The organism is Haloarcula sp. Atlit-120R (genome assembly GCF_003665885.1).
Lineage (GTDB): Archaea > Halobacteriota > Halobacteria > Halobacteriales > Haloarculaceae > Haloarcula > Haloarcula taiwanensis.
In genome coordinates, this window is record NZ_QPLN01000006.1 from 44,849 (window position 1) to 67,503 (window position 22,655).

Below are 22,655 nucleotides of genomic sequence, written 5' to 3' on the forward strand. Positions count from 1 at the left end.
GGAGTATCTACCAATTTGAGTCCGCGCAAGATGACGACTGAGTTGTGACCAATTCGAACGCTTACTGAGCAGGCGTTGCAGCCAGCACCATGGCCGAAGAAACTGCCTTCTCACCCGGTCAGAGTTCGGTCGCCTGCATCTGCTCGTGGGCGTCGGGATTGACCACCGGGATGACGCCCTCGATCTCCTCCTTGCCGTACTCCTCCCGGATCAAGTCGTGTATGTCGTTCGCGAGAGCAACGGCCTCGTCTTGCTTGTTGGAACTCGCCTCGTTCTCAGGAAAATCTGCTGGCCCGACGCCCTCAACAACGATGAACAGGTGGTCGTCACTCATTTTCGACCGCCTCGACGAGCAGCGTCGTTTCCGGCAGGTCGTCGCGAGAGGTCGACAGGAACTCGGACGTCTCTAGCGTTTCCTCGACCAACTCGACCAGTTCCTCCGAGACATCGCCAAAGTGAACGATGGCGTCGGGATCGGGGTAGTTGTCGTACTGCTGTGCAGCCGTCTTGTCTGTCTTGTTCTTACTCATAATCGGTCGGCGGCACGCCCTCAGTGGGACGCCCCTCACCCCGCTGGGGCACAGAAAATACACAGCGGCTCGTTCCCGGCCATCCGATTCATCGCGATGAGCCTTACCTACCTCCTGAAGCGGGACCGCCGGACCGGCCTACCGGTCCAAGGTGGAGCGTGTCCCCCGAGCGCTTGCGCTCGGGAACCGTGAGCGTGAGAGTGAGCGAAAGAGAGAGTGGTACGGCTCCTCGATTATTTCGCGATCACGTTCCCGTTCTCGTCGATGGCATACCTGAGTGGGTACACGTTGCCGTCGATATGCGTAGCCTTCTTCGGCAGCGTCTCGTTCAGCCACGCTTCGCGGTCGGCGTCGGTCTGGATGTCCTCGTTCGGGGAGTGGACGCTGAACAGGTCCATGCTCACCCAGCGATTGACCGTCAGCTCGCCGGACGGGGAGTACACCTTCACCCGCTCCTTTTCAGCGTCAACACCGACGACGGCGAGTGCAGACGTGCCCTCGGTCGTTTTCAGTCCATCACCGATATCCACGGCATCAGGGTCGATATCGAGGTCGTCGCACTGCTGTACAGCCGTCTCATCTGTCTTATTCTCGGTCATAGTCGGTTTGGCGGCACGTCCTCTGTGGGACGCCCCTCACCCCGCTGGGGCACAGAAATTATGCGACGGCTTGCTCCTCAGCATCCGATTCATCGCGACGGATTTCCCGTGCCCGCTCTCGAAGGCGAGACTGGATCGGCGTCCGGTTCTGGTGCTTGTTCTCGTATGCGAGATACTGCTGGACCGTCTCCATTGAGTGCATGCAGTTGATGCCGGCGACGATGGGCTGGAGATGGTCGGCGTCCAGCAACCGCTCTGGCGGGAGTTTGTCGAGAATCGAGTCGGCGTCGCTCATGAATCCTCCTCTCGGAAGTCATCGAGTGTCGTCCTGCGTTTGTACCGACAGCCCGGGTAGTGAGCCAGAAGCGTCTCGTCGACGGCGTCCCAGAACCCGACCTTGTGCGGCGCAACCGACTGCCAGAACCGGGCGCGTGCCAGTGCTGCCGCAACTCGCTGGCGTTCCTCGCGACGCCACTGCTCGCGCTCGATCATCGCCATGTCGAGGCTCCCTCTGGTCTGTCTGTCATGTACGAGCTGGCAAGTTCCAGCCCGGCATCGAGTGACCGTCGCGTCCCGACCAGTTTGGTCGCCCGTTCGAGCGTCCAGCCAGCATCGCTCCGTTTCAGCAGGACTGTCGCTCCGGTGTCGGGGATGTGCCACCCGATCGTGTCGTTGCCAGCGGCGAGAAATTCCCACTCGCCGGCAGCGGCCTCCTGTGCCGCGCTCTGTGTGTCAATCAGCGCATCCGAGCGTGGGCCACCAGCGCCGAAATCACCCAACGTGGCCGTTCCTGCTGCGTTCATGCAGCGACCTCCCGGCGGTCCCAGCCGGCGAGTTCGGCTTCGATAGCGCTGATGATACTCGTGACCTGTTCCTCTAGCGTATCTGCCTGTTCGCCGTCGACGTCCAAGAGCGAGCGTAGTTCGAGTACGTCCGTGAGGTCGATGCTGTCCGATTGCCGGGCCACCGTACGGAGGACAACCGCTTCAACATCGGCGCTGCCGGACTGCCCCCGAACAGTCGTCGCGATGGACTCGACGAACTGCGAGGTGGTTCGCTGCGACAGGTCTTCCGAACGCCGGCAGGACATATTTCGAGACATCCTCTCACCCGCCAGAGGGACACAAAATTGAGACTCGCTGCCGCTTTGGATGAGGTTTTGTGATTACTGTGCTGGCTGAACTACCTGCTCAATAAAACTGCGTATTAAGTTTGTGCTGTCAGATGTGACGTGATGGAAGAACTCATATCCGACGCTGGTCGGTCAATGCTAGTCTCCATTTGGGCGGCATAATATAGATACGCGTCAGTAACAAGCTCTGACGTGGCACAGATATCACGTCCTCCGCGATCAGGCGTCTCAACTAACCGGGTTTGTGAATTACTCACTCCCATTTGGATAAGTATGTGGGATGCAAAAATATTCGACATAATCTCACATTTCTCAAAACCCAATTGATTAGACGTACTTTCTCTAGTAGTTATGAATATGTTAACAATCCACAGGGTGCTTATAACTTTATATACTCATTAATATGCCGTGCATATGTCAAAGTATTGCGACTCTTGCAAGTTGGAGGTAGAATCATCAGGAAGTCACTGCCCCGAGTGTGGAGATAAGTTAAAAATAATAGAAGATTTGGAGAGTAAAGAGTCTCAAGGTCACATAGAGGTCTCTACAAATGAAGTGTCAAATGCAATTGACGACGTTTTTGATACTGCAAGTAAGAGAGTTTCTAATTTTGTCCAGTCAAGAAGTGAAGAAGACTATCCCAATACTGAGCAAATCATCAATGCAGCTATTAGTTCAACGTTATTCAAGCCGGCGCTATTTGGAATTGTAGCTTATACTGTACTCCTTCTAATATCTATGGGAATCGGAACAAGTATAGGGCCCGTTGGCACTACCGCTTGGCCGTTACTTGCATGGGGAACCTTGAATCTCTATCATACCAATTTTGTCACTGTTTTTGTTAATGGATCTCCTTCAAGTGAATTTTTTTATGGACTTCTTCGACTGATCGCTCCACTGATCCTGATCACGGCTTCAATCATTTCATTAAAAATCTCATCAGCAGATCGAATAAAGAACGCTACCGGATTTATGATCGGAGCACTTGTTTTTACACTCTTGGTAGGGATTACCCTCGCAAGTGGGACTACTCCCGGAATGTACGGGGACGGGGAAATCGCATACAGCGTAGATCTCCTAGAAGCACTTCTGTTCATGGGCATTGGAATACCTGTTCTTTTCGGCTTGATGGGTGGATATATACCATCTGTATTAAGTGGAAATGAAGGAAAGAAAACGACTCTTGCAATAGCCATCAGTAGTCCATTTGTCATTCCAATTTTCGGGTCGCTCCTCACTCTCTGGTGCGGCGTGTCATTCTGGCGAAAGAACCAGCCGAAATATGCAGCAGGATGTGGTGTTTTGGGGATTGTTACCGCACTTCCACTTATATTCGCCATCTTGTATATTCTAGGATTGGGCCGGTTTGGTGGTCCACTATGAAGATTGGTGACGTTCCAGAGAGTGGCGTTGACGATGGATTCTCTGCTGCGCGGCGGAAAGTAATCGCAGGAATAATCTCGATTAGCGCGTTCTCGCAGTCGGGTTGCTTGAATTTTCTACGCCCACCACCCGTTGATAAAGTAGATGTAAATATTATCGACGTACGACCTCCCAGCACGGGAATTGGAACTGCCTCTATGATTTTAATCATTGAATTATTAAATACCGGCTCCAGATCAGTTCCAGATCCCAGCCTTGATTTCCAAGTCTATATCGGTGATCAGTCTATTGCAACATCATCAACTTCTTTTCCAACAATTCCAGCTAATGGAGAGTCAACTGAACGAGTGGAGATTATAATCAAATATAGTGAATTAGCAAGTGGTATGATTCAATCAATGGAAAATGATCAATCTCAGATAGTTATTGAGGGCTCAATAAAGTCAGAAGGCTCTGCAGCGGAGTTTTCTTCTTCGTTCTGACGAACATTAGTTCTGATAGTAGTGTCTATTGATACTTAAAACGTAATTTGTTGGATATCGTGATGATCGATCTTTTTGCATGTGGACAGGGACGCGGCTGGTTGAGTCGCGTCCCTTCGTAGATTCGCAATCTATCGTGGATTGAGTAAAGTGATGGTCAGAGTGTCATAGAACAATTCACAAAGTGGTTGATTTCAGGACTATTTGGGTGAATCAACTTCTCAGTAAGCCTGCTGTACTGCTCATTAACAGATTAGGCCACCGGTTTCGTGGAACTACCGTCGGCTACCCAGTCCACCCGCCGATCTCGATCTGTGTACTGTCTGCCGGAGCATCGTCTGCTGTCTTCTCAACTGCATCAAACGGGGGCTCGACGAGACGCGGCACTTCATCGTCGTATGTCCGGTCAGGGCATTTCACACAGTCGACCGTGATGATAGGACTACATTCACTACAAGAGTGCGTTGCCCCGTCGAAGCCGTTGATACTCACCGACCAGGAGATAACGCTCGCGAGCCGATACGTCTCCGCTGCTGGACGACGAGTACTGGCAGACTGGCAGCCAACAGCGCCACAGACATCGCAGGTAAGCAGATAGTCTCGATCTGCCTCGTGGAAGAGCGAAGCGGCCTGTTCGACGTTGTCGCGGTCCTGAAGCGCACACGCCCGGCAAATCGTGAATCGGAACACGCCGTCTTCTCGGTCGACCTCGTTGGGCCACCGGACATACGTGTACGCCTCGCCGGAGATCTCGGCTCTGTCCCCACAGAATCGACAGCACTCGGCCGTTGCTTCGGGCTGGACGTCGGTCACTGAGACCACCGTGCAAGTGTTGACTGCTCGCGAGCAGTATCCACGGGACAGAGAAAGCGCCACTTGTATCGCTCACGAATCGGCTTGTTCTCGCGGTTGCTTGCCTGCCCTGGTTCACGGTAGCCCGTACAGGTCCAGCCCTTGTCTTGCAGCGCCCGAACCATCGCCCCATCGTAGTCCGAGCGTACCCACGTCAACAAGAAGCGAGTGTCACGGTCGTCAGCCTGCAAGAATCGCTCTTGTGAGCGGGCTAACGCTGCCGACGCGAGGTTTGGCATCCGAACGCCCATGCAAATCCGCGCGGCCTCGACGAGCGAGTCCCCAGAAATCACCTCACTGTCAACGACTGGTGTGTCCGTCAACGGAAGCACCCGCCGGGCGGTTGCTCTGATCTCCGTGGGAAGGCTGTCGATTTCGACGGGCTCGGGACAGAGCTGGCCGTCGACGCCGTACCGGATTCGCTTCTTCGAGATGAGCGGGTAGCGGTAGGTGATGGCCCCGACTAGCGAGTCCTGAAAGTACAGCCCGTGGTGAGCGAGATTGACCGACGGCAGTGACCCCATGTAGGAGTGGTGCGCCTCGTACACGGCGGCCGCTGTTTCTCTGTCGATTGGCTCCACGCCGACATGATCGGCAAATCGAATCCCGAGGGGTGCCGTGAACGGGTCGCCGTTGGCGTGAATCGGACAGGAACACTCCCCTGTGTCTGCTGGCGGACGATGCTGAAACGACTGTGTTCGCGTCGATGCTGAGTGTGTGGACATCCTCTCACCCGCCAGAGGAACAGAAAACTGCTATCGAGTTACCACGGGGAGATCACAATGCCGGCATCTGGACCTTCGATATACACTGGTTCGCACCCCCTGTAGAAGATCGTGAACCGCTCAGGCTGGTACGCAGGATGTTTCGCAAGCGTTGCGATTGCACGGCTCACGTCGGCTGGCGGGAACTGGGGGTCGCCTGATCGGAGGGCAAGGCGACCAGACTGGAGTGGCCCCCACGACTGGAACTGGTAGTCAGCTGGGGGAGTGAATGTTTCTCGGGCTGTTGCCACAAGATACTCAGCACCGTCGACAACCTGTGTGGCTATCGGATACCGGGCAGATTCCGGGCGAACGGTGATCGCTCCATCGAGCGCGGGGACCACTTCATCTTGCCAGACAAACGGCGAGGGAGGCTTGGCGACTGGAATTGGTTGCTCGTCGACGGGCGAGTCGTTGCTGTTCGTGGCTGATCCATCACGGGCTTTGGAGGTTGGTTCTGTCATCCTCGCACCCGCCAGAGGAACAGAAAACCGCCGTCTCAGTCGAGGCCGGGGAGTCGTTCAGCAATGATGATGCCGCCCCTCGACCCCTCCAAGTACAGTGCTGTGTGCCCCCTGAAGTAGAGGGTGTAGCGGTCCGGAACGTACTGATGTCCGGTCGAAAGCGTCGCGATAGCCTTCGACAAGATCCGCGCCGAGAACAGTGAGTCGCCGTTGTGGTTCGACAGGCGGCCAGATTGGAGTGGGTCCCAGCTGTCGAACTCGTGGTCCGCTGGTGGCGTCAGTGTTGTCCGGGCCGTTGCGATCAGGTAGTCAGCCCCGTCGACAACTTTCGCGGCGGTGTTCGTTACGTCTGGAATGAATTCCACATTCCCCCCGAAGTCGGTCATTGTCTCGTTGTCCCAACGCAATGCTTCTGGATGGCCGGCGACCGGCACTGGTGGGCCTCGGAAGCCCTCGCTTCGGATGTGAGATTTTGCTTTGCTCTCGCAACCGAATGTCTCTCCACAGGTGCACTCGAACGATTCGTCGTTGCGGTAGTAACCGTCAGTATCCTGTGCGCGGACGAGTTCACCGTCGTCGTCCATGTAGATGGTGTCGACATACCCCCACGAATACGACACTTCGATCTCGTGCTCCTGTCCGGGCTTGCTGAAGTCGAAGCCGGCTTGCTGGTCTGGCTGTCCGTCCTGCGTCTGAGTCGGATCAGTTTCCGTCATCCTCTCACCCGCCAGAGGAACAGAAAATCACTCAGCTCAAGGATTTAAGCAACAGGCCCGATGATACTAAGGGGGTGTTGATTAAGCGTTGTGAATACGGCTTCTTTATTCATCCAGCTGGCTGAAACAACCGGTCAGTGAGCGTGCTTATTGAGGAGACCCAAGAGGTTCAGCCACAGTCGCTCACGGTGCTGTCTCTCTATAGATTTGCTTGATAATCTCTGGGGGTTTATTGAGCGTGTGCTCGTTAAATTGTCCTTTGCTCCCTTGGTGTTGGTTCCGTGACTCGGTGATTTCAAGAAATGACAGTTCCTCCAAAAGTTGTCTCACACGCTCATGGGTGACTGGATCGACAGCGTGCTCATTGCAGAGTTTTTTATATGCATCTAATACCTTCGAGGTCCGGAACCACCCTTCATCAGAATTACTAATTGTAAGCGCTGCAAGTGCTCCGATGACATGCTGGGAATGGGCTGGCAAGCCCGTAATAAGGTCGCGAAGCCGTTCGGCTTCAGCCATCTCGCGTACTTTTGGAACATCTTCTTCTGAGATAGTATCATAACTGTTTCGTATGGCGTATTTGCCGAGTGAAAACAACAGTTCAATGCCCTTTCGGGCGTCGCCATGTTCTTTCGCAGCGAGAGCTGCCACCCGGGGGATGACTCCCTCCTCAATCACCCCTTCGTGGAAGGCGTCTGATCGGTTCCTAAGAATCTCCCGTAATTGGTTGGCATCGTATGGGTCAAACACGTACTCTCGATGGCCGAACGAACTTTTTGTCCGCTCGTTCATCTGATTCCGGTAGTCGATCTTGTTCGAGATTGCCACGATACTAATGGGTATATTTATTGAACCATTTTCTCGAGCCCGAGAAAGAATCATCAGTGGGGAATCATCGCGAAGTCTGTCGACTTCGTCGAGCGTAATGGCAACACCATCGTAGTGCTGGTTAAGGATCGACCATAGCCGCTCATAGTATTCATCAGTCGAAATACCGCGGGACGGGAATTTGACGCCGCTTTCAGGAGGGTTGATGCGACGGCCAATATTGCGCGGGACTCGGGCAGGACCGTCAGTTTGTGAACAGTTTATATAGGCAGTTCCAACACTGACACCACGACGGTCAGCCTCTGCTTCGACCCTGCCCATTACATGTTTAGCGACAAGTGACTTTCCTGTTCCCGTTTTTCCGAAGATCAGCACCGAGCTGGCCGGTTCACCAACAACAAGAGCCCCAATCTCGTGAGCTACCTGTTCAATTTGTTCGTCACGGCCTATAATGCGGTCGGCGTCAGGGACGTGATCCGTGTCGACGAGGTCTCGGTTCTTGAAAATCTCGTTCCGATGCTCCACGACAGGAGCGTCGAAAAGGGGGTCGCCCCCTTGGTCCCCTGCATCTGGCATATCTCGCATATCTTATTGATGGCACAAAAACCTATGGACCTAGTTTGGAGTGAAGATAGTAGTTTTAGCTCCTCATCACTAATTCTATTGGATATTCAATTGACTCCAAATCTATCGGAACACACTGGATTTGGAGTGTACTGGGTGGTTGTATCATATGCCATCAAAACGCAGTCAAAAGGTCCTCAGATTCTGCTGTTGATGAGACATCTCTGTGGAAGATTGGATAGGAGTCGATACTGGGTGTCTATATCTGAAATCTATTCTAGGAGTTGGGTAAGAAGCGGTCAACACACACACCGGATTTGGAGTCCAGAAGCGCGAGAGGCTGGGGACAAACTCTCGAAGCATATTTACGGATGTGGCTGGACTCCAAATCTGGTGTCTCCTTCTAGTCTAGTCTAACTAGAATGTGAGAGGAAGAGAAAGATGAGACAGCACAGTAAGTACAGCTTCCGTAAGCGCGGGACTCAAGCACACTCATATTAAGATATCTCGACTCCAAATCTGGTGTGTGTGTGTGAAATCCCCCATTAGGGGTCTGCTCGTGATTACCTCCCAGGTCTAGACTCCAAACTTGGATATCCGCTGCACGCTCAATATCGCGGGTTTGCACGCTATCCATCCTGTTCTCTCTCCCCGCCGTCGGTCGCAAGACTCGTTTGTCTCGTGGCAAGGAACCGCTCAGGGACGTTCTCGAATGCATCCAGCCCTGCCTGCTCAGTCCCCTCAACGTCGACGCCACTGTGGCCTGTTTGCCACGTAGCAGAGTCGCGCTCGAAGCCCCCGTCAAAGGCCGAGAGTTCTGATCGTCGGGCTGGAGCCGCTGCCGACGAGAGTTCTTCGACGCGGTCTGAAAGCCAGTCCATCTGGTCGAACATCCCGTCGAAGTCACGCTCCTGGAAGGGGAAGCGGACTGTCGCTTTCGGCGGAAGGGAAGTGTACGTCTCTCGCCCAGCCCGAATCGCAGTTGGTCGGCCGTCGAAGATGTCGCGCTCACGCAGCGCGTCGACGTAGTCGCTGCCGGCCAGAACGACCAACTCCCGGCAGGGGGACTCCTGCTGATCGGCAGCATAAGGCCGCCGGAGCCAATCACCGAGAGACGAGTGGACACGGAGCGCCCAGCGGTCAAGGCGGGTTTCGACCTGTTCCCCTGACGGCAGCCGATAATTAGCTTCTCCCTCGATGGGTTCGCCGCGCAGGTCCTCAATGGTCGTATCATACGGAGCGACCGTCTGCCGGGGCATCAAGAGCCCGTGTTCTGCAGAGAGAACCGCCCAAGTGTTCGCTCGTCGGTCAGCAGTTCGAGCCCACTGGACAGCTGCCTCGGCATACGATCGCTTGACCGAGAAGTACGAGGATGTATAGAGATCGCGAGCTGCAACTGGCTGGTCGGTTTTCGCATCGCCGCATCCGATGAGTACGAAGCGGCCACGAGTTCGCTCAGTCTGAGTGGTAGTCATCTGTTTCCCTCACCCCACCAAGGAGTCACAAAACTCTCTGAGGCTGTCCGGTCGGCTCTAGCCGTGGACCTCAGTGGGAGTGAGTCCTGCCCGGTATTCCACCCTGTCTCGTTCGTGTTGGCTCCGGTACGCGAGCGTCTGTCCGTTCTCGTACTCAACGACAATCGCATCCTCAAGGCCACTCACAGTTGCTCTCGAACCGTCAGCAGCCCAGACAGGGTCCATCGGTTCCGCTGTTAGCGGGGTCCGGTCTTTCTTCACGGTCGGCCACACACCCCGCGATTTCCAGTATGACCGGATGTGTCGCAGGCTCTCTCGAACCGTCTCCCGGATCGAGAGGTGGTCCGCACTCCCGTAGCCGTGTGGTGAGAAGTACTCGCCGTGAAGCGCCGCCAGATGAACCCCGTTCCAGTCGACGCCAACGATATCTGCTGGTTCTTCACCGGTCACACGCGGCTGTGTCAGCTCCTCGATCACCGGATACTGCTTCGTGGGACTTGCCCCCAGCAGATGCACGCGCCGCCCCCGCCAGTCCACAATATCCGTGTACTCGTCGGCGGTCTGGTCGGAGTAGCCCATCGGATAGCCCAAGATGATGTCGTCGTCGATCACGTCGATTGCGTCGCGGCACTTCGGGACGATGATAGCCTCCATGCCCGGAAACTTCCGTTTCAGCTCCCGTGCGGCTTGGTTGTACCGACGTGCCTCCTGCCGGTCGTATGCGTCGCCGAGCATCCCGACCGATGGCTCGTACTGCTCGAAGCGCTCAATGTACCGGTCCAAGTCAGGATTCCGGAAGTCGTTGTCTAGAATCTCAATCGGGACGTCGACGTTCCGCAGCGAGGACTGGTAGGTGTAGTCCTCGCGAACGCCGACGGCGAATCCAAGCCGGTAAGCATCGATTACGAACGGTTCCCGGTGAAGGAAGCCAATGTACTCAGCCTGCTGTGCATCGCCGACAGCCGCCGCTGACCAAGAGTGTCGAGCCTCAGAAGACATGAACAACACCGAGCGCGCCCAGCGGCGCGCCCAGCTGGCAGGCGCGGCACAAAACGACCCCGCGGCTTAAATACGGAGACGGGCGGAAGTGTCGAGCAGAATGAAGGAAGGTATCGAATCGCAGTACGACGACCCTGACAACTACCGGGGCGAGTACCCGCCAGACTGGGCGTACCGGATCGTCTTCCGGAAGCAGTTGGACAACAACACTTGCACCAACTGCGGGACGCGGTTCCCTGCGGAGGATTTGGAAGTTGTGCGACGAATCCCCGCCGAGAACGGCGGGACAAACAAGACCACGAACCTGCTGACAGTGTGCTCGTTCTGCGAAATCGATATCAAGCAGACGGGACGCTTGAACCTGCCAGAGTCAGCGAACCAAGAGCCAGCAAGCAGTCCCGACCCGGACACTCACAGGGTCCTTGCGTTGCAGAGCGAGGTCCCGATCACCGAGGAAGTCGAGGGCGAAACGGAGGGCAACGGGCAGTCTCGCAATGGCCCTCGTTCGGAGCCCAGCCACATTCAGACACAGTCGAAGAGTCCTCTTGCAGTCACCACGACGACCGAGGAAAGCGACGAGCAGTCCGTCCAGGACGACACCGACGAGCGTGCTGGATGGCGACGGCTATTCGTCGCATCTATCGGAGGCACAGCGATGTTTCTGGGATATCTCTGTGCGCTTGGCATCACCTACTTCCTGTCCTCAATTGCGGGTAATGTAGCGTTCTACGGCCTCCCGCTGGCCGGGCTTATAGCAGGAGTCCGATGGCGGCTGTCAACAGCCATTGCGTCCGTCTGCGTTGTTTTGATGTACGCTGCCCTCTGGGAGTCCATCTCGACGGAACTGTTCATGACTCCGTTTGCGTGGGTTCCCGTGGTTGCGCCACTGACTGGGGTTGCCTACGGGGTCGTAACCGAGCGTACTGAGTTCTCGCTGCGGAACCTGCCATCAGATCCGCGATTGATGGTCCAGCGCTTCCGTTGACGGGATATACGCCGACAACTGGTCCACGACCGAAGGGTCGAACGAGTCAGAAACGTGTCGCACGTTCCACAGTCCAGACTGATACACCTCAGATTTCGGCGAGTGGTATCCAAGCCAATCGAGGTCCGATGGCCCTGCGGATCGACGATACCTCGACACCATCGCGATGGTATGTGACTCAATCTCGGCTCTGTCACACTCTGGTCCGGGGTCGCCCGGAACGTCAACCCACAGAAACGGCAAATCCCGGATGTACTCCGATACGCGCTGTTCGAGTTCGTGTTCCTGCTCGCGAACAGTCGTTGTTTCCTCATCGGGATTCGGTTCGCCCCAGTGAGGATACTCGTCGTGCCAGCCGTGCTTCTCGATTAGCGCCCGTCCGACGTGCAAGCGAAAAATCGAACCACGATGGTTGCCACCGCCGGCGTACTTCCCGCGAACATTCCCACGATGTTGCCGGAGCCGGTTCCAGAGCGTGTTCGACGAACCGGTACTGACGCCGACGGTGCCGATTCGGGAGAGTCGCCAGTCGACCGCTGTCGTTGCCCGGAGGTCGCTTGCTGGCGAGAAAAAGAAGTACACTCCTCGGTCGGGCCACTCCAACCGCCCGTTGACATCTCCGAGGTAGTACGGCCCTCCGATCTGGTCACGCAAGTCAGCTAAGACACTCAGAAACTGTCCGACAGGACTGCCACCTGACGCTGCTGTGGAACGCATATTCGACTCCCTCGCCCACCAGGGGAGTCACAAAACACTCCTCTCAAGCACGTCTGGAAAGATACCGCTCCCTCTCAGCTGGCACTTTCGACGGCGTCGATCAGATCCGCCGCAGTCGACGAGATACGGTCCAGCCGGTCCCGCAACGTCTCTGGTGCGTCGCCGTCCCACGCCGCGAGGTAGAACGCCGAGTTGTCGGGGTCCAGCCCGAAGTGACGACTGACGACATAGGCAACTGCCTCGGCTTCGACCTCGCGTTTCGACCGCTCCGCCTCATCCTCGACATCGAAGTGAAGCTCTGCATGGGCGAACTCGTGAATCAGTGTACTCGCGAGGGCGGCCCGATTGTCTCGGTCGACCGCTTCGACCATCGGATTCGTTGTCATGACGTTCCGACGCTCGCAGACACCCCGTGCAGACCCATGCTCCCACTCTTCGGGAGCGACGATTCTTGCGTCGACGCCGATCTCGTCGGTGGCGTCCAACAGGTCCTCGACAAGTCCATCCGGGTCGCCGTGAGCTTCTGTCTCCAGTTCGGGAAGTGGCTCGCCCTCAGTCTGGGAGATATCGAACACCGACGTTGGCCGGAACCCGACCAGCCCTCGACGCCATTGTTCGGGCTCTGTCTCATCGTACTCGCAATCAGTGTTCTCGTGATACGACGGCGAGTTGCCGCATTCGGGGCACTTCTTCGTGATGATCGGAGCCCAGATCCAGATCGCGTCCTCGCCTTGCTGGACGTAGCGGTCGAACTCGTCTTGCCACGTATTGTACCCTGCAACTCGGGTTGCTTCGGGACACTGGAGCTTGATGAGTAGCGTGTTCCGAGCCGAGTAATCGTGGAACTTCGATTGGACGTCAAGCCACTGCTGGAACTGCTCGCTGGCCTGCGCTTCGTCGGTGAGGTCGGCAAGATCCTCGACCCACGCATCGAGTTGGTCGCGCATCTCCTCGTCCCGGGAGTCGGACTCGTCGAAGGTGCAAGTGGTCTGCTGGCTGGACGACTGCTCTGGAGTCTCTGACTGTATCGTTGACATTGGTCTGTCTTCGGGACGCGCTCTCGGGCACGCCCCCGCACCTCCACTGGGGGGACAGAAAATCCGCTGTGTGGCTCAGGGCGAGAGAGCAGCTGGCTACCTGTACCGCTCCGGCGCGTAGAAAACGATGTGGACAGCCGAGCCAAGGTTGTACCACGATTTCGGGAGGACAGAGACTTCTAGTCCCCACTCGGCAGCGAACTCGAAGACGTCGAACCAGAGATTGTGGGGCGGCTCTTGCGAATCCAATCGCTCGATATTTCCCGGATAGACGTGCATCGAGTACAACGCCGGCTCGCCATCGTCTAGCCAGAGCGTCGAATGGTCGTCTGCTGGCGGGCTGTGAGGCGGCCCCTTCGGGTCGCTGTCGGCGTCAAGCGGCGAGTGAGGGCACTCGTCGTCGCCCGTGATAAGACGCCGTATGCAGGCTGTCTCGGTAGGCGCATCGAGGTCGAAGGCTTGGGCAAACGCATCGCGCTGGTACTCGCCCATGATCGCGCCGAGTGCTTTCCAAATGTCCGCCCACGTTGGGTCCTCTGGCTCGTGATCCAGATAGTCGTGGACAGCCTCGCGCAGCTGTCGGTACTCGTCCCATGCCGGGACAGGCTCGTTCGGGCCGGGTGTCGGCCAGTCAGTGCGGTCCATACGCTTGGGGAAATTCCGATGGGGTATCAACTCTCGGGACGTGCCAGTACGCCGCGTCAGAGAAGAGACGTTGCCGCTAACCAACACTGAGTAGAATGTGGGGTACTGTGTTGGTTAGTCTGCGAGTCGGCTACTCCTCGCCTCTAGCCTCCCAGCCCTTGTGGAAGTACACCAGCGCCATGTCGGAGTCAAAACACTGCCCGGACGGAACGTGCTGCAAGACGTTTTGTTCTGGAATCGGTTCTACCACACCCTCATTGAGTAGACTGGTAACGACCTCACGGCCCCGTGGCTCGTCGATCTCGACGGTATCGGGACGCTGCCGGTCACGGTCCTGTGCGATCTGTTCGCGCTCGAAGCGCTCGTAGTCTGGCACTGTTTCGGTTGGGTCCATAGAGGAAAATCCCTCACCCAGCCGGGGAGACACAAAATTAGCGCTAACCAACAACTGCGAAGTATGGCGGTCGCTGTTGGTTAAGACACACCACCGTTTCCGCAAAACCACGGGGAACCGAGTCAGTTCGGGAGCTTCGGTGCGATCACGAACTGCATCGCTCCATCGGCATCAGGGAACTCCGATTTCAGCACGAGCGGGACTGAGTCTCCGATATGGAGAACCCGATTCGTGCCGTCTGGCAGGCCAGCATTCGCCGATTTGACGAGCGATGAGTCCAGTTTCACTTCGACATCCGCAGGCTCGAAGGCGATGAGATCGGTGTCGTCCCATCGGTAGGTCATGCTGTCAGTGTCGCCGTCTGCGGCAAACCGCACTTCTCCGGCATCGGCGTCAACAGAGAGGTCAAACCGGTCGGCGAGCATATCCGCTGCGTCAAGACCGAGCGAGATGTCGTCTGGACTCAGATGGACGGTTGCCGGGATGTTGATATCCGGCATCTCGACAGGGTAGCGGAGCGATTCAACCGCCTCAAGATCAATAGTGCGCGTTATCCCGTCGATATCGATTTCCAGTTTGCTATTCGCTGCATCAAGTACGAACTGTGCAAGGTCGCCTGCATCGCCGACCGAGAGTGCATCGCGAACTCGTCCGACGTCCACCCCCAACGTCCCCCTCCCTGCATCGAAAGAGGTGAACGAACTCCCAGAAACACGCAAGTCGACCATCGCGTGTCCCTGCAGGTCAGCCGCCCGGATGGCGATTCCCGACTCTGTAATTCCTATCCGTGTCTTGTCTGTGACCGTGCCAGCCGCCGCGAAAATCCGCTCAAACAACTGGACCTCGCCGCTGATCCGGAGGTGCTGTGGGGCATCGAGCGACAGGAGGTCCGCAGTGTCGATTTCTGCGTCACCGTCCGCCGGCGTCTCTGGCACGCTCGTTTCGGCGTCGGTGGTTGCTGCTTCGGTACTACTGGTCGCTGTGGACTGTGACATTTCGCTTACCCTCCACTTGCCGGAGGGCACACAAAATATGCCGTTGGCGGCGTCGGTCAGGGGACGACTGCCGCGAGTCGATGGGTGTGGTAGTCAACCGTCCAGCGCGAGTAGTTCTGAGTTATTCGATACTCGCGAACGACTGCAATGTCTTCCAGCGACTCTTCGGGTTGTTCCCACGTAAACTCGTAGCCGGCGACTACATCTCCCTCGTCGAGATATCCAACCGGATGCTCCGGCCCGTCCCACTCAACCGAGATTGGATCGCCACCACTGGGGGGCTGGACTCCACGGCTGACTGTCCCCTGGATGACGGATGGGTCATTCGTCAACCCATGCAGTTGTGCTAAGTCTCTCGCCGCGATTTTAAATTCATCTTCCGCCCCGACAAACGAGTGCTGGGTTTTCTCGCCTACTGTTGCGTACTCTACACCCTCGATATCGACACCGAGAGCGTCGGACAGCAAGTGAGCAAACTCAGCGGCTCCCGTGCGGACTGTTTGGTTCTGTTCCTCGATCTGCAGGGTTGTCTCTGGCGTCCGTAGGTCCTTCGTGTATAGATTCTCCGGCCGCTCAACGGGCATACAGCTGCACAAGAGCGTCCCTTCTGGCCCCGTCAGAATCCATGGCTGCTTCCCGCACGGGATGGCAGTATATTGCGACGCAGTGTATCGGCCACCGCCAGTGAGGACTCGCAATGCCTTTTCGAGTGCTTGGGCGTCAATGCCGTACCCGTAGCTGTCAGCAAGCCCATCGACGAATGTGACTCGAGTGTCGACTGAACTGAAGTCGCTGTACGTGTTTGGGATTTGCAGGACATCAGTTGCGTACTGCTCAACATATGCTCCGACGTCCCCGTCGACGCCCCAGCGCGTTTGCTGTTTGCTTGCTCGACCAGTCGACGTGTTGATCGACGACGCTGGCCGCTGCGTTGTCAGCCCCCAGTCCTCGTCCGGGGCGGCCCAACTGCTGTCGTCGCGGTCAGGAGCGCGACACGTCGTCGCGCATCGGGCGATGCTTGCGGCATCTGGATCGAGGTCGTTGTCGGCGCTGTCTCCGTCTCCGAACGTACCGAGTGAAAGGTCAGTCATCCTCTCACCCGACAGAGGAACACAAAATTTTGGACTGGCTCACGGTCAATACAGAGGGAAATCCAGCTGATACTCCAACGTGTCGTAGAAGTGTTCGTAACCTCCGTTGCGGTTTTGATGTATGGTCGCCTTCGTTTTCAGCAAGAGGATAGACATCTTTTCTTGGAATGTACAGGGGGCTTTCCCTCCATACACTCCTACCTGAACCCATCCGGTGAGGAGGCCACAAGCAAGTGTTCACCGAGGCCGAACTCTATCCGAAGTGGAACTTCAGCGATAAACTACGGTGCAACAGTACCAGTGTTCCCGTTCGACCCTGTGAATGGAATGTCGATTTCGAGACCGTCGTAGGCCAACATCGGCTTCTTTGCTTCGCCCGGTCCACCGCCCTGAAATTCGATAACGTCGATATCTGCAAGTTCAGAGAGGTTCCGGTGTACCTGCTTGTAGTCTCGGTCAACCAGTTCAGCAGCCTCGCGGATGCTCGCCGGTTCATGTTCGGAGATCGCCTCCAACAGCTCCAGATTCTTCGGACTGAGGAGACGACTGAGTTCGGCGTACGAGTCGAAATTCAGTGTCGGTTGGGCGTCGTCAAGGTCTTCACCCTCCTGAGCGGCCTTGAGTCGACTACGCGTGCGCTGGTCGAGATGATCGCTATTTCCGACGGTGACTTTGAGTGTGGGCATTGTGTTCCTCCCGGCGGCGTCCTACGGTGACCAGTTCCACGAAACGGGCGATAGTTCGGTAGCCTCCTCCTTGAAGCGGTCGTAAAGCGTCAGCATCCCCGGAAACTCGATGTATTCAACATCGTCGTGAATGTGGCACTCGTGCCCTTTCGTCCGTTCGTGGGCATTGTCGTATCGGAGGATCGTGTTTCCGCCGACTTCCCCAAGATGGAGGCTGTAATCCCAACCACACGGGTACTGTTCATCGTCCGTCTGTCGGATGGTCACAGCAACGACGTAGCCGTCTTTGACATCCCGCCAGTCTTCGATGGTAGTGTAGGACGCCATCCGCTATCCTATGTTATTACCTCCATAGATATAAGCCTATGGAGACACCTCCATAACAGGGTCAAAAGACCACAATCGAGACTTTGTGTGCCGCCGGTCAGGTATATAAACGTCCAATCTTTTCGAGGAGCCGCAGAAAGCACTTCCTTTCTGCTTTTCTTACTTTCTGGCCTGAGTGTTTACAAGATACAGTTGAGACAACCACACAAACGACTACAAGGCTTCCTCGACACAGAACCCGGCTGCCCACTAATGACTCTGATTTTACTTATACTCTCCAATCGTGTGTAGTTTTATGAGGTCCTAGTAAAAGATAATCCCATGGATACACTCCAGCAGATTACAGCGAAGGACATCGCTGGCTGGGATTCACTATCTGATGTCGCTTCTACCTTCGAAAAACGGGGTTTGAAAGTCCGTAACAACCTCGGGGACGACAACGAGCTCGTCCTCCAGCTCACTGACCGCGAGTTCATCGTCCTCGTCGAAGCTGGGCCAGGAGAATCGGCCTCCGACTTCAAACCCGACGACCGACGACGACGAACTAACCTCGTCGCAACCAACGACTACGAGGAGTTCACCTTCCTCACCCGGATTCGGGCGCTCGATGGACAACAACACGGGCGTATCAAGCACCAGAAGCTCTCGTTCACAAAGGAGCAGATGACCAGCGAGACTGGTGAGAAGAACACCATCCTCCAGAAACTCAATAGTCTTGAGTTCGGCTCGGCGGCAGCGATCTACGACGACCTCTACGACACTAAGCAAGTCGTCAAAGAGTTCTACCAGCAGTTCGAGACTCTTCGAACCGATCTCGTGCAGGAAGTCGCCGGCATCCCCGACAACCGCGGGGACGCCAAGCAGCGCTACGTGCAGGTCACACTTGACCGGATGATCTTCCTCTACTTCATCCAAGAGAAACGCCTGCTCGACCGCGACCCGAACTACCTCCACGACCACCACAAACAACGCGTAGACGAGGGCGAGAACGTCTACGAGGAATTCTACGAACCGCTATTCTTCGACTACCTCGCCGAGAACAAGAAGAGCACCGAGTTCGGTGCACTTCCGTACCTGAACGGCGGGCTGTTCTCGAAGAACCCTATCGAGGAGGAGTTCGAGGACGCTCGCCTCGGGGATACGAGCGAGCGCACCAACGACCTGTTCGGTGACATCCTTGACTTCCTCTCGGATTGGAACTGGAACGTCGACGAGCGGCTCGACATCGTCGATCCGAAGAATCTCTCTCCAGCCATCCTCGGCCACATTTTCGAGCAGACGGTCAACCAGAAGGAGATGGGGGCGTACTACACTCCTGAGGAGATTACCGGGTTTATGTCTCGGCGGACGATTCATCCATACCTCCTTGACCAGCTCAATGAGGAAGTTGGTGCTAACTACGAAGAAATAGATGATGTGTTCGGATTCCACGCTTCAGATACTGAGAGCGGTGTGGAGGCACTAGCCGATGGTGGTGCGGTTACGACGCAGCTTCCGACCGAAAACGTCGAGACGCGGCACGTAGAGACGCTTTATCATGACTTCCTGAAGCAAACTCGAGTCCTCGATCCGGCGGTTGGAAGTGGGGCCTTCCTACTTGCCGCTCAGGAAGTTTTGCTGGATATCTATATGCAGTGCATCGAGTTCTTCCAGCAGATGGATGATGAGGGGAAAACGTGGGAACTGGAGGAGCGCACTGTCGAGGAACTGGAGACGATTGGAGAGGGACACGGAGGTGCTTCTCTGTACGCGAAGCGCTCAATTATCCTCAACAACCTCTATGGAGTGGACATCGACGACGGGGCGGTAGAAATCTGTAAGCTCCGTTTATGGCTCTCGATGGTTGCTGACATTGAGGACGAACCAAGTGAAGTGGAGCCGCTTCCGAACATCGACTTCAACATTCGACAGGGGAACTCTCTCATCGGCTTCACGGAATTAATTGAGGTCACCGACGATGGGGATGCATCGCTGACGAATTGGGGCGGTGGGACTGGCAGTGGGGTTCAGGAACTCTACGACGATGTCATTGAGGCCATTGAACGGCATCAGAACGCGACCAGCGGTGCTGAGGCACAAAACGCCCGTAAACTGGCAGAATCGCGGATCAGCGAGCACAGTCTGGAACTGAATGAAAAGGTCTTGGATCAATTCCACGCGGCAGGTCTGGAAGACATAGACTCGGGAGAAGTTGAACAGTTCAGCCCCTTCCACTGGGTGTTGGAGTTCGCACCGGTCTATCGTGACGGAGGATTCGATGTAGTCATCGGGAATCCGCCGTGGGATCGGCTGAAGCCGCTCCGAGACGATTACTTCTCGAAGTATGACGAGACATTCCGCACCAGGCCCCCGGATGAGAAAGATCAGAAACAGGAGGAACTCCTCTCAGACGAGAGTATTGCGGCGGGCTGGGAAGCGTATCAGGACGAGATGGAGAAACGTTCGGAGTACTTCAAAAACAGTCCCGAATATAACCTCCAGCGTCCCGAGATTGATGGTCGAATCAAGCCCAACCCCAACGACCTCTCGGCGCTGTTCTTCGAGCGTGTGTTCGATCTCGCCGGAGACGAGTCCTACGTCGCACAGATCCTGCCTGGTGCTATTTTCAACGGAGCATCTTGCAAAGACTTGCGAAACCACCTGCTTGACAACACGCGGGTGGATGTCCTGAACATCTTTGAGAATCATTCAATCTTCGACCAGATTCATCAACAGTACAAGTTCGGTATCGTCTCATTCAAGAATGGAGGCACTACCGAGTCGGTCGCAGGAAAATACTCTGAAGGGAATCTAGACATTCTGGAGTCATTCGAGTCTGACTCCGTCAGCGTACCACGTTCTGTTTTAGAACGATATTCACCAGAGGCAGGCATCTTCCCCTATATCGAGTCTAAGCAGAAGTTGAAAGTTCTACAGAAGATTATCGACAACCCACCACTTGGTGATAGAGATGCCTCTGGGTGGTACATGGAGCCATATCAGGGGCTACGGCGAACGAGCGATTCCGACCGCTTTGTCGATGAGGAAGAAGGCGAATATCCGGTCTACGGAGGAAAGAACATCTATCAGTTCAGTTATTCGCCGGAGTTCATTGATGATATCGCTCCTCCCGAGTTTTGGAGTGTTGAGGAGGATACTGACCCCAAGCGGAGCGCAAAGCAGCGAATGCGTGAGAAGACCCTCCGTGACCTCAAGTCGGCGATCTACGAGACATTTGACGGGACTGGCTCACAGAAGGGTTTCGTAAATGAATTGCTGGAGGAACACCGAGGTGAGCCGCTAACTGATGCGGATGTTCTTCTTGACTGCACGGAGTACCGTATCGTGCTCCGCGACATTACGAATGCGACGAACGAGCGGACGCTGATCTCGGCGGTCATCCCGAAGGGAGTGGTCTGTCACAATACACTCCGAACTATCCGGAATTACAAGATAGAACCGTACGAAGAGGGACTCAGCAACGAATATCTTCATGACTTCTACCAGAGAGTGTTTACGGATGAAGAGCTGTTTGTCGGGGTTGGCCTGATCAACTCGCTACCGTTCGACTACTTACTCCGGACGAAGGTGGACACTCACGTCGTCACTTACAAATTTAAGGAATCACAGGTGCCGCACCTCACGGATGGCGACGACTGGTTCCACTATATCAGTGAACGGGCGGCCCGTCTGAACTGCTACGGCGAGGAGTTTGCAGAGATGCGCGACCGGCTTGGTGGTATAGATCCCGCAACAGACGAGAAGGAACGCAGCGAACTACAGGCCGAGATTGATGCTGCTGCATTCCACGCCTATGGGCTGGAACGCCGTGACGTAAAGTTCGTCTTGGACGACTTCCACCGAGTCTCGAACCCCCGCATCATGACGGACGAGTACTTCGACAGAGTGTTCGAGAAATTCGACGTTCTGGCAGAAGAAGGGCCCTTCGAGTAGTCACAAACTCAGAGGAATAGGATGGTCTACCACGTCAACAGCAAGGGTGTCACTGCACTCGAACCCACCAGCTTCGACGCTCTCGATCTAACCGAGGCAGACATCGAGGAGTGGATCATCGAGACACCATCAATACTCGGCGAAGACCTACTCGTGGTCGCGTCCCAGTACGCTAAGTTTGACCGCACAGCTGAACGCCCCGACGTGTTGGCGCTTGACCCCGATGGGAAGCTCGTCATAATCGAACTAAAGCGGGATAGCGCAGACAAGACGACCGATCTCCAGGCTATCAAGTACGCAAGCTACTGCTCAACGATTAGTGCAGAGGAACTCCAACAGGATTACCGAGCGTTCTGGAACAATCGCCGCGACGAAGACGATCAACTCACGCCTGAAGCCGTCGGCGAGCAATTCAGTGAATTCCTTGGCGAGGACGTCGCCACCACAGAAGATGGCTACGCGGACTTCGTCCTAGATGACCGACCACGGATTTTGCTCGCCGCAGGCAGCTTCGGCCCGGAGATCACAACCCCAGTCGTATGTGCTCGAACGCGAGTACGGGATGGATATCACCTGCATCGAACTGGACGTCCACCAACGTGACGAGGAGGTGTTCGTGAGTGCCCGACAAGTGCTCCCCATCCCAGAGGCCGAGGAGTACATGGCCAAGCGCCGGCAGAAGGAACGTCAGCAGAGTCGGTCGTCGAGTCGCGCTGAAAGGGGACCACAGTTCTGCTCGAGGCAGGACTCGTCAAAGAGGGGGATATCGTCCTGTTCGACGAGGAAAGCCTACCAGACGATGCTGAGCGCGAGTACAACCCGGAGGACGACTTCTGGCGAGGCCGGATAACGGGGAAGACGGGACGGAGTGACAACGTGGAGTGGCTGGAAAACGGTGCAGAGTACTCATTCACCGCTTTGGCTCAGGAGGTACTTGAGCAAGCGACCGGTCATGAGTTCAACGTCAATGGATACCCGTACTGGCTGCACCCCAAACATGAAATGAGCCTGTCCGAACTCCGACGATCGAAGGTCGGCGATATTGACTGGTGAGTCT

At 56.0% G+C, this 22,655-nt stretch carries 28 protein-coding genes; 6 read left to right on the forward strand and 22 right to left on the reverse strand.

The window, feature by feature from the left end:
* Positions 1–118 precede the first annotated feature (118 nt).
* The 7 genes from DVK01_RS18005 to DVK01_RS18035 form a co-directional block, all read right to left on the reverse strand.
* Positions 119–334 carry a hypothetical protein gene (locus DVK01_RS18005; protein ID WP_121537888.1) on the reverse strand — a complete coding sequence of 72 codons (216 nt, stop codon included), beginning with the start codon at positions 332–334 and terminating at the stop codon, positions 119–121.
* Positions 327–530 carry a hypothetical protein gene (locus DVK01_RS18010; protein WP_004966200.1) on the reverse strand — a complete coding sequence of 68 codons (204 nt, stop codon included), beginning with the start codon at positions 528–530 and terminating at the stop codon, positions 327–329. Before DVK01_RS18010 ends, DVK01_RS18005 begins: the two co-directional genes overlap by 8 nt.
* A 233-nt stretch (positions 531–763) precedes the next feature.
* Positions 764–1,129: a hypothetical protein gene (locus DVK01_RS18015; protein ID WP_121537890.1), complete on the reverse strand. Its 366-nt coding sequence runs from the start codon at positions 1,127–1,129 to the stop codon at positions 764–766.
* A gap of 58 nt (positions 1,130–1,187) precedes the next feature.
* Complete coding sequence (locus DVK01_RS18020) at positions 1,188–1,424, reverse strand: hypothetical protein (protein WP_121537892.1); 237 nt, start codon at positions 1,422–1,424, stop codon at positions 1,188–1,190.
* Positions 1,421–1,627, reverse strand: a complete 207-nt coding sequence (locus DVK01_RS18025) for a hypothetical protein (RefSeq protein ID WP_121537894.1) — start codon at positions 1,625–1,627, stop codon at positions 1,421–1,423. The genes DVK01_RS18020 and DVK01_RS18025 overlap by 4 nt, the downstream gene beginning before the upstream one ends.
* Entirely contained in the window at positions 1,618–1,932 is a 315-nt protein-coding gene (locus DVK01_RS18030; RefSeq protein WP_121537896.1) for a hypothetical protein, read from the reverse strand. The genes DVK01_RS18025 and DVK01_RS18030 overlap by 10 nt, the downstream gene beginning before the upstream one ends.
* A complete protein-coding gene (locus DVK01_RS18035) occupies positions 1,929–2,219 on the reverse strand; it encodes a hypothetical protein (RefSeq protein WP_121538037.1) in 291 nt (96 codons plus the stop codon). Before DVK01_RS18035 ends, DVK01_RS18030 begins: the two co-directional genes overlap by 4 nt.
* A gap of 483 nt (positions 2,220–2,702) precedes the next feature.
* On the opposite strand from DVK01_RS18035, the gene DVK01_RS21630 reads away from it, so the two are divergent.
* Together DVK01_RS21630 and DVK01_RS21635 are read left to right on the forward strand one after the other, a co-directional pair.
* Complete coding sequence (locus DVK01_RS21630; protein WP_147435173.1) at positions 2,703–3,644, forward strand: allantoate permease family MFS transporter; 942 nt, start codon at positions 2,703–2,705, stop codon at positions 3,642–3,644.
* Entirely contained in the window at positions 3,641–4,126 is a 486-nt protein-coding gene (locus tag DVK01_RS21635; protein ID WP_147435174.1) for a hypothetical protein, read from the forward strand. Before DVK01_RS21630 ends, DVK01_RS21635 begins: the two co-directional genes overlap by 4 nt.
* Before the next feature lie 285 nt (positions 4,127–4,411).
* Here DVK01_RS21635 and DVK01_RS18040 read toward each other — a convergent pair whose 3' ends face one another.
* The 7 genes from DVK01_RS18040 to DVK01_RS18070 all read right to left on the reverse strand — a co-directional run bounded on the left by DVK01_RS18040 (position 4,412) and on the right by DVK01_RS18070 (position 10,788).
* Positions 4,412–4,939 carry a hypothetical protein gene (locus tag DVK01_RS18040; protein ID WP_199722365.1) on the reverse strand — a complete coding sequence of 176 codons (528 nt, stop codon included), beginning with the start codon at positions 4,937–4,939 and terminating at the stop codon, positions 4,412–4,414.
* Positions 4,936–5,703: a hypothetical protein gene (locus tag DVK01_RS18045; RefSeq protein ID WP_121537900.1), complete on the reverse strand. Its 768-nt coding sequence runs from the start codon at positions 5,701–5,703 to the stop codon at positions 4,936–4,938. Before DVK01_RS18045 ends, DVK01_RS18040 begins: the two co-directional genes overlap by 4 nt.
* Before the next feature lie 38 nt (positions 5,704–5,741).
* Positions 5,742–6,206: a hypothetical protein gene (locus DVK01_RS18050; RefSeq protein ID WP_121537902.1), complete on the reverse strand. Its 465-nt coding sequence runs from the start codon at positions 6,204–6,206 to the stop codon at positions 5,742–5,744.
* Positions 6,207–6,241: 35 nt separating this feature from the next.
* The gene (locus DVK01_RS18055; RefSeq protein WP_121537904.1) at positions 6,242–6,922 is read right to left on the reverse strand and encodes a hypothetical protein; all 681 of its coding nucleotides are present in this window, start codon (positions 6,920–6,922) and stop codon (positions 6,242–6,244) included.
* Positions 6,923–7,105: 183 nt separating this feature from the next.
* Entirely contained in the window at positions 7,106–8,326 is a 1,221-nt protein-coding gene (locus DVK01_RS18060; RefSeq protein ID WP_121537906.1) for an orc1/cdc6 family replication initiation protein, read from the reverse strand.
* A gap of 617 nt (positions 8,327–8,943) precedes the next feature.
* Positions 8,944–9,789 (reverse strand): DUF6884 domain-containing protein, encoded by an 846-nt coding sequence (locus DVK01_RS18065; RefSeq protein WP_121537908.1) that lies wholly within the window; start codon positions 9,787–9,789, stop codon positions 8,944–8,946.
* 57 nt (positions 9,790–9,846) lie between these two features.
* A complete protein-coding gene (locus DVK01_RS18070) occupies positions 9,847–10,788 on the reverse strand; it encodes a DUF6610 family protein (protein WP_121537910.1) in 942 nt (313 codons plus the stop codon).
* 100 nt (positions 10,789–10,888) lie between these two features.
* Between DVK01_RS18070 and DVK01_RS18075 the strand changes: the two genes are divergently transcribed.
* Positions 10,889–11,773, forward strand: coding sequence for an HNH endonuclease (locus DVK01_RS18075; RefSeq protein WP_121537912.1), 885 nt, complete (start codon positions 10,889–10,891; stop codon positions 11,771–11,773).
* Here the strand turns inward: DVK01_RS18075 and DVK01_RS18080 are convergent.
* From DVK01_RS18080 to DVK01_RS18115, 8 genes are all read right to left on the reverse strand, one after another.
* The gene (locus tag DVK01_RS18080; protein ID WP_233562804.1) at positions 11,738–12,490 is read right to left on the reverse strand and encodes a hypothetical protein; all 753 of its coding nucleotides are present in this window, start codon (positions 12,488–12,490) and stop codon (positions 11,738–11,740) included. The two genes, DVK01_RS18075 and DVK01_RS18080, sit on opposite strands and share 36 nt — an antisense overlap.
* A gap of 74 nt (positions 12,491–12,564) precedes the next feature.
* The gene (locus DVK01_RS18085; protein ID WP_121537914.1) at positions 12,565–13,527 is read right to left on the reverse strand and encodes an ArdC-like ssDNA-binding domain-containing protein; all 963 of its coding nucleotides are present in this window, start codon (positions 13,525–13,527) and stop codon (positions 12,565–12,567) included.
* Positions 13,528–13,623: 96 nt separating this feature from the next.
* Entirely contained in the window at positions 13,624–14,172 is a 549-nt protein-coding gene (locus DVK01_RS18090) for a hypothetical protein (RefSeq protein WP_121537916.1), read from the reverse strand.
* 130 nt (positions 14,173–14,302) lie between these two features.
* Positions 14,303–14,566, reverse strand: coding sequence for a hypothetical protein (locus tag DVK01_RS18095; protein WP_121537918.1), 264 nt, complete (start codon positions 14,564–14,566; stop codon positions 14,303–14,305).
* A 122-nt stretch (positions 14,567–14,688) separates the two neighbouring features.
* Positions 14,689–15,561, reverse strand: coding sequence for a hypothetical protein (locus DVK01_RS18100; RefSeq protein ID WP_121537921.1), 873 nt, complete (start codon positions 15,559–15,561; stop codon positions 14,689–14,691).
* Between the two features lie 56 nt (positions 15,562–15,617).
* Positions 15,618–16,652 (reverse strand): hypothetical protein, encoded by a 1,035-nt coding sequence (locus tag DVK01_RS18105; RefSeq protein ID WP_121537923.1) that lies wholly within the window; start codon positions 16,650–16,652, stop codon positions 15,618–15,620.
* 281 nt (positions 16,653–16,933) lie between these two features.
* Positions 16,934–17,338, reverse strand: coding sequence for a transcriptional regulator (locus tag DVK01_RS18110; RefSeq protein ID WP_014030648.1), 405 nt, complete (start codon positions 17,336–17,338; stop codon positions 16,934–16,936).
* Positions 17,339–17,359: 21 nt separating this feature from the next.
* On the reverse strand, positions 17,360–17,665 hold the full coding sequence (locus tag DVK01_RS18115; protein ID WP_121537925.1) for a DUF6516 family protein: 306 nt from the start codon (positions 17,663–17,665) through the stop codon (positions 17,360–17,362).
* Positions 17,666–17,986: 321 nt separating this feature from the next.
* Between DVK01_RS18115 and DVK01_RS22640 the strand changes: the two genes are divergently transcribed.
* The 3 genes from DVK01_RS22640 to DVK01_RS21905 all read left to right on the forward strand — a co-directional run bounded on the left by DVK01_RS22640 (position 17,987) and on the right by DVK01_RS21905 (position 22,651).
* On the forward strand, positions 17,987–21,598 hold the full coding sequence (locus tag DVK01_RS22640; protein WP_121537927.1) for an Eco57I restriction-modification methylase domain-containing protein: 3,612 nt from the start codon (positions 17,987–17,989) through the stop codon (positions 21,596–21,598).
* A 21-nt stretch (positions 21,599–21,619) separates the two neighbouring features.
* On the forward strand, positions 21,620–22,201 hold the full coding sequence (locus tag DVK01_RS18125; RefSeq protein ID WP_121537929.1) for an endonuclease NucS domain-containing protein: 582 nt from the start codon (positions 21,620–21,622) through the stop codon (positions 22,199–22,201).
* A gap of 273 nt (positions 22,202–22,474) precedes the next feature.
* On the forward strand, positions 22,475–22,651 hold the full coding sequence (locus DVK01_RS21905) for a hypothetical protein (protein ID WP_158598777.1): 177 nt from the start codon (positions 22,475–22,477) through the stop codon (positions 22,649–22,651).
* The last annotated feature ends 4 nt before the right edge of the window (positions 22,652–22,655 follow it).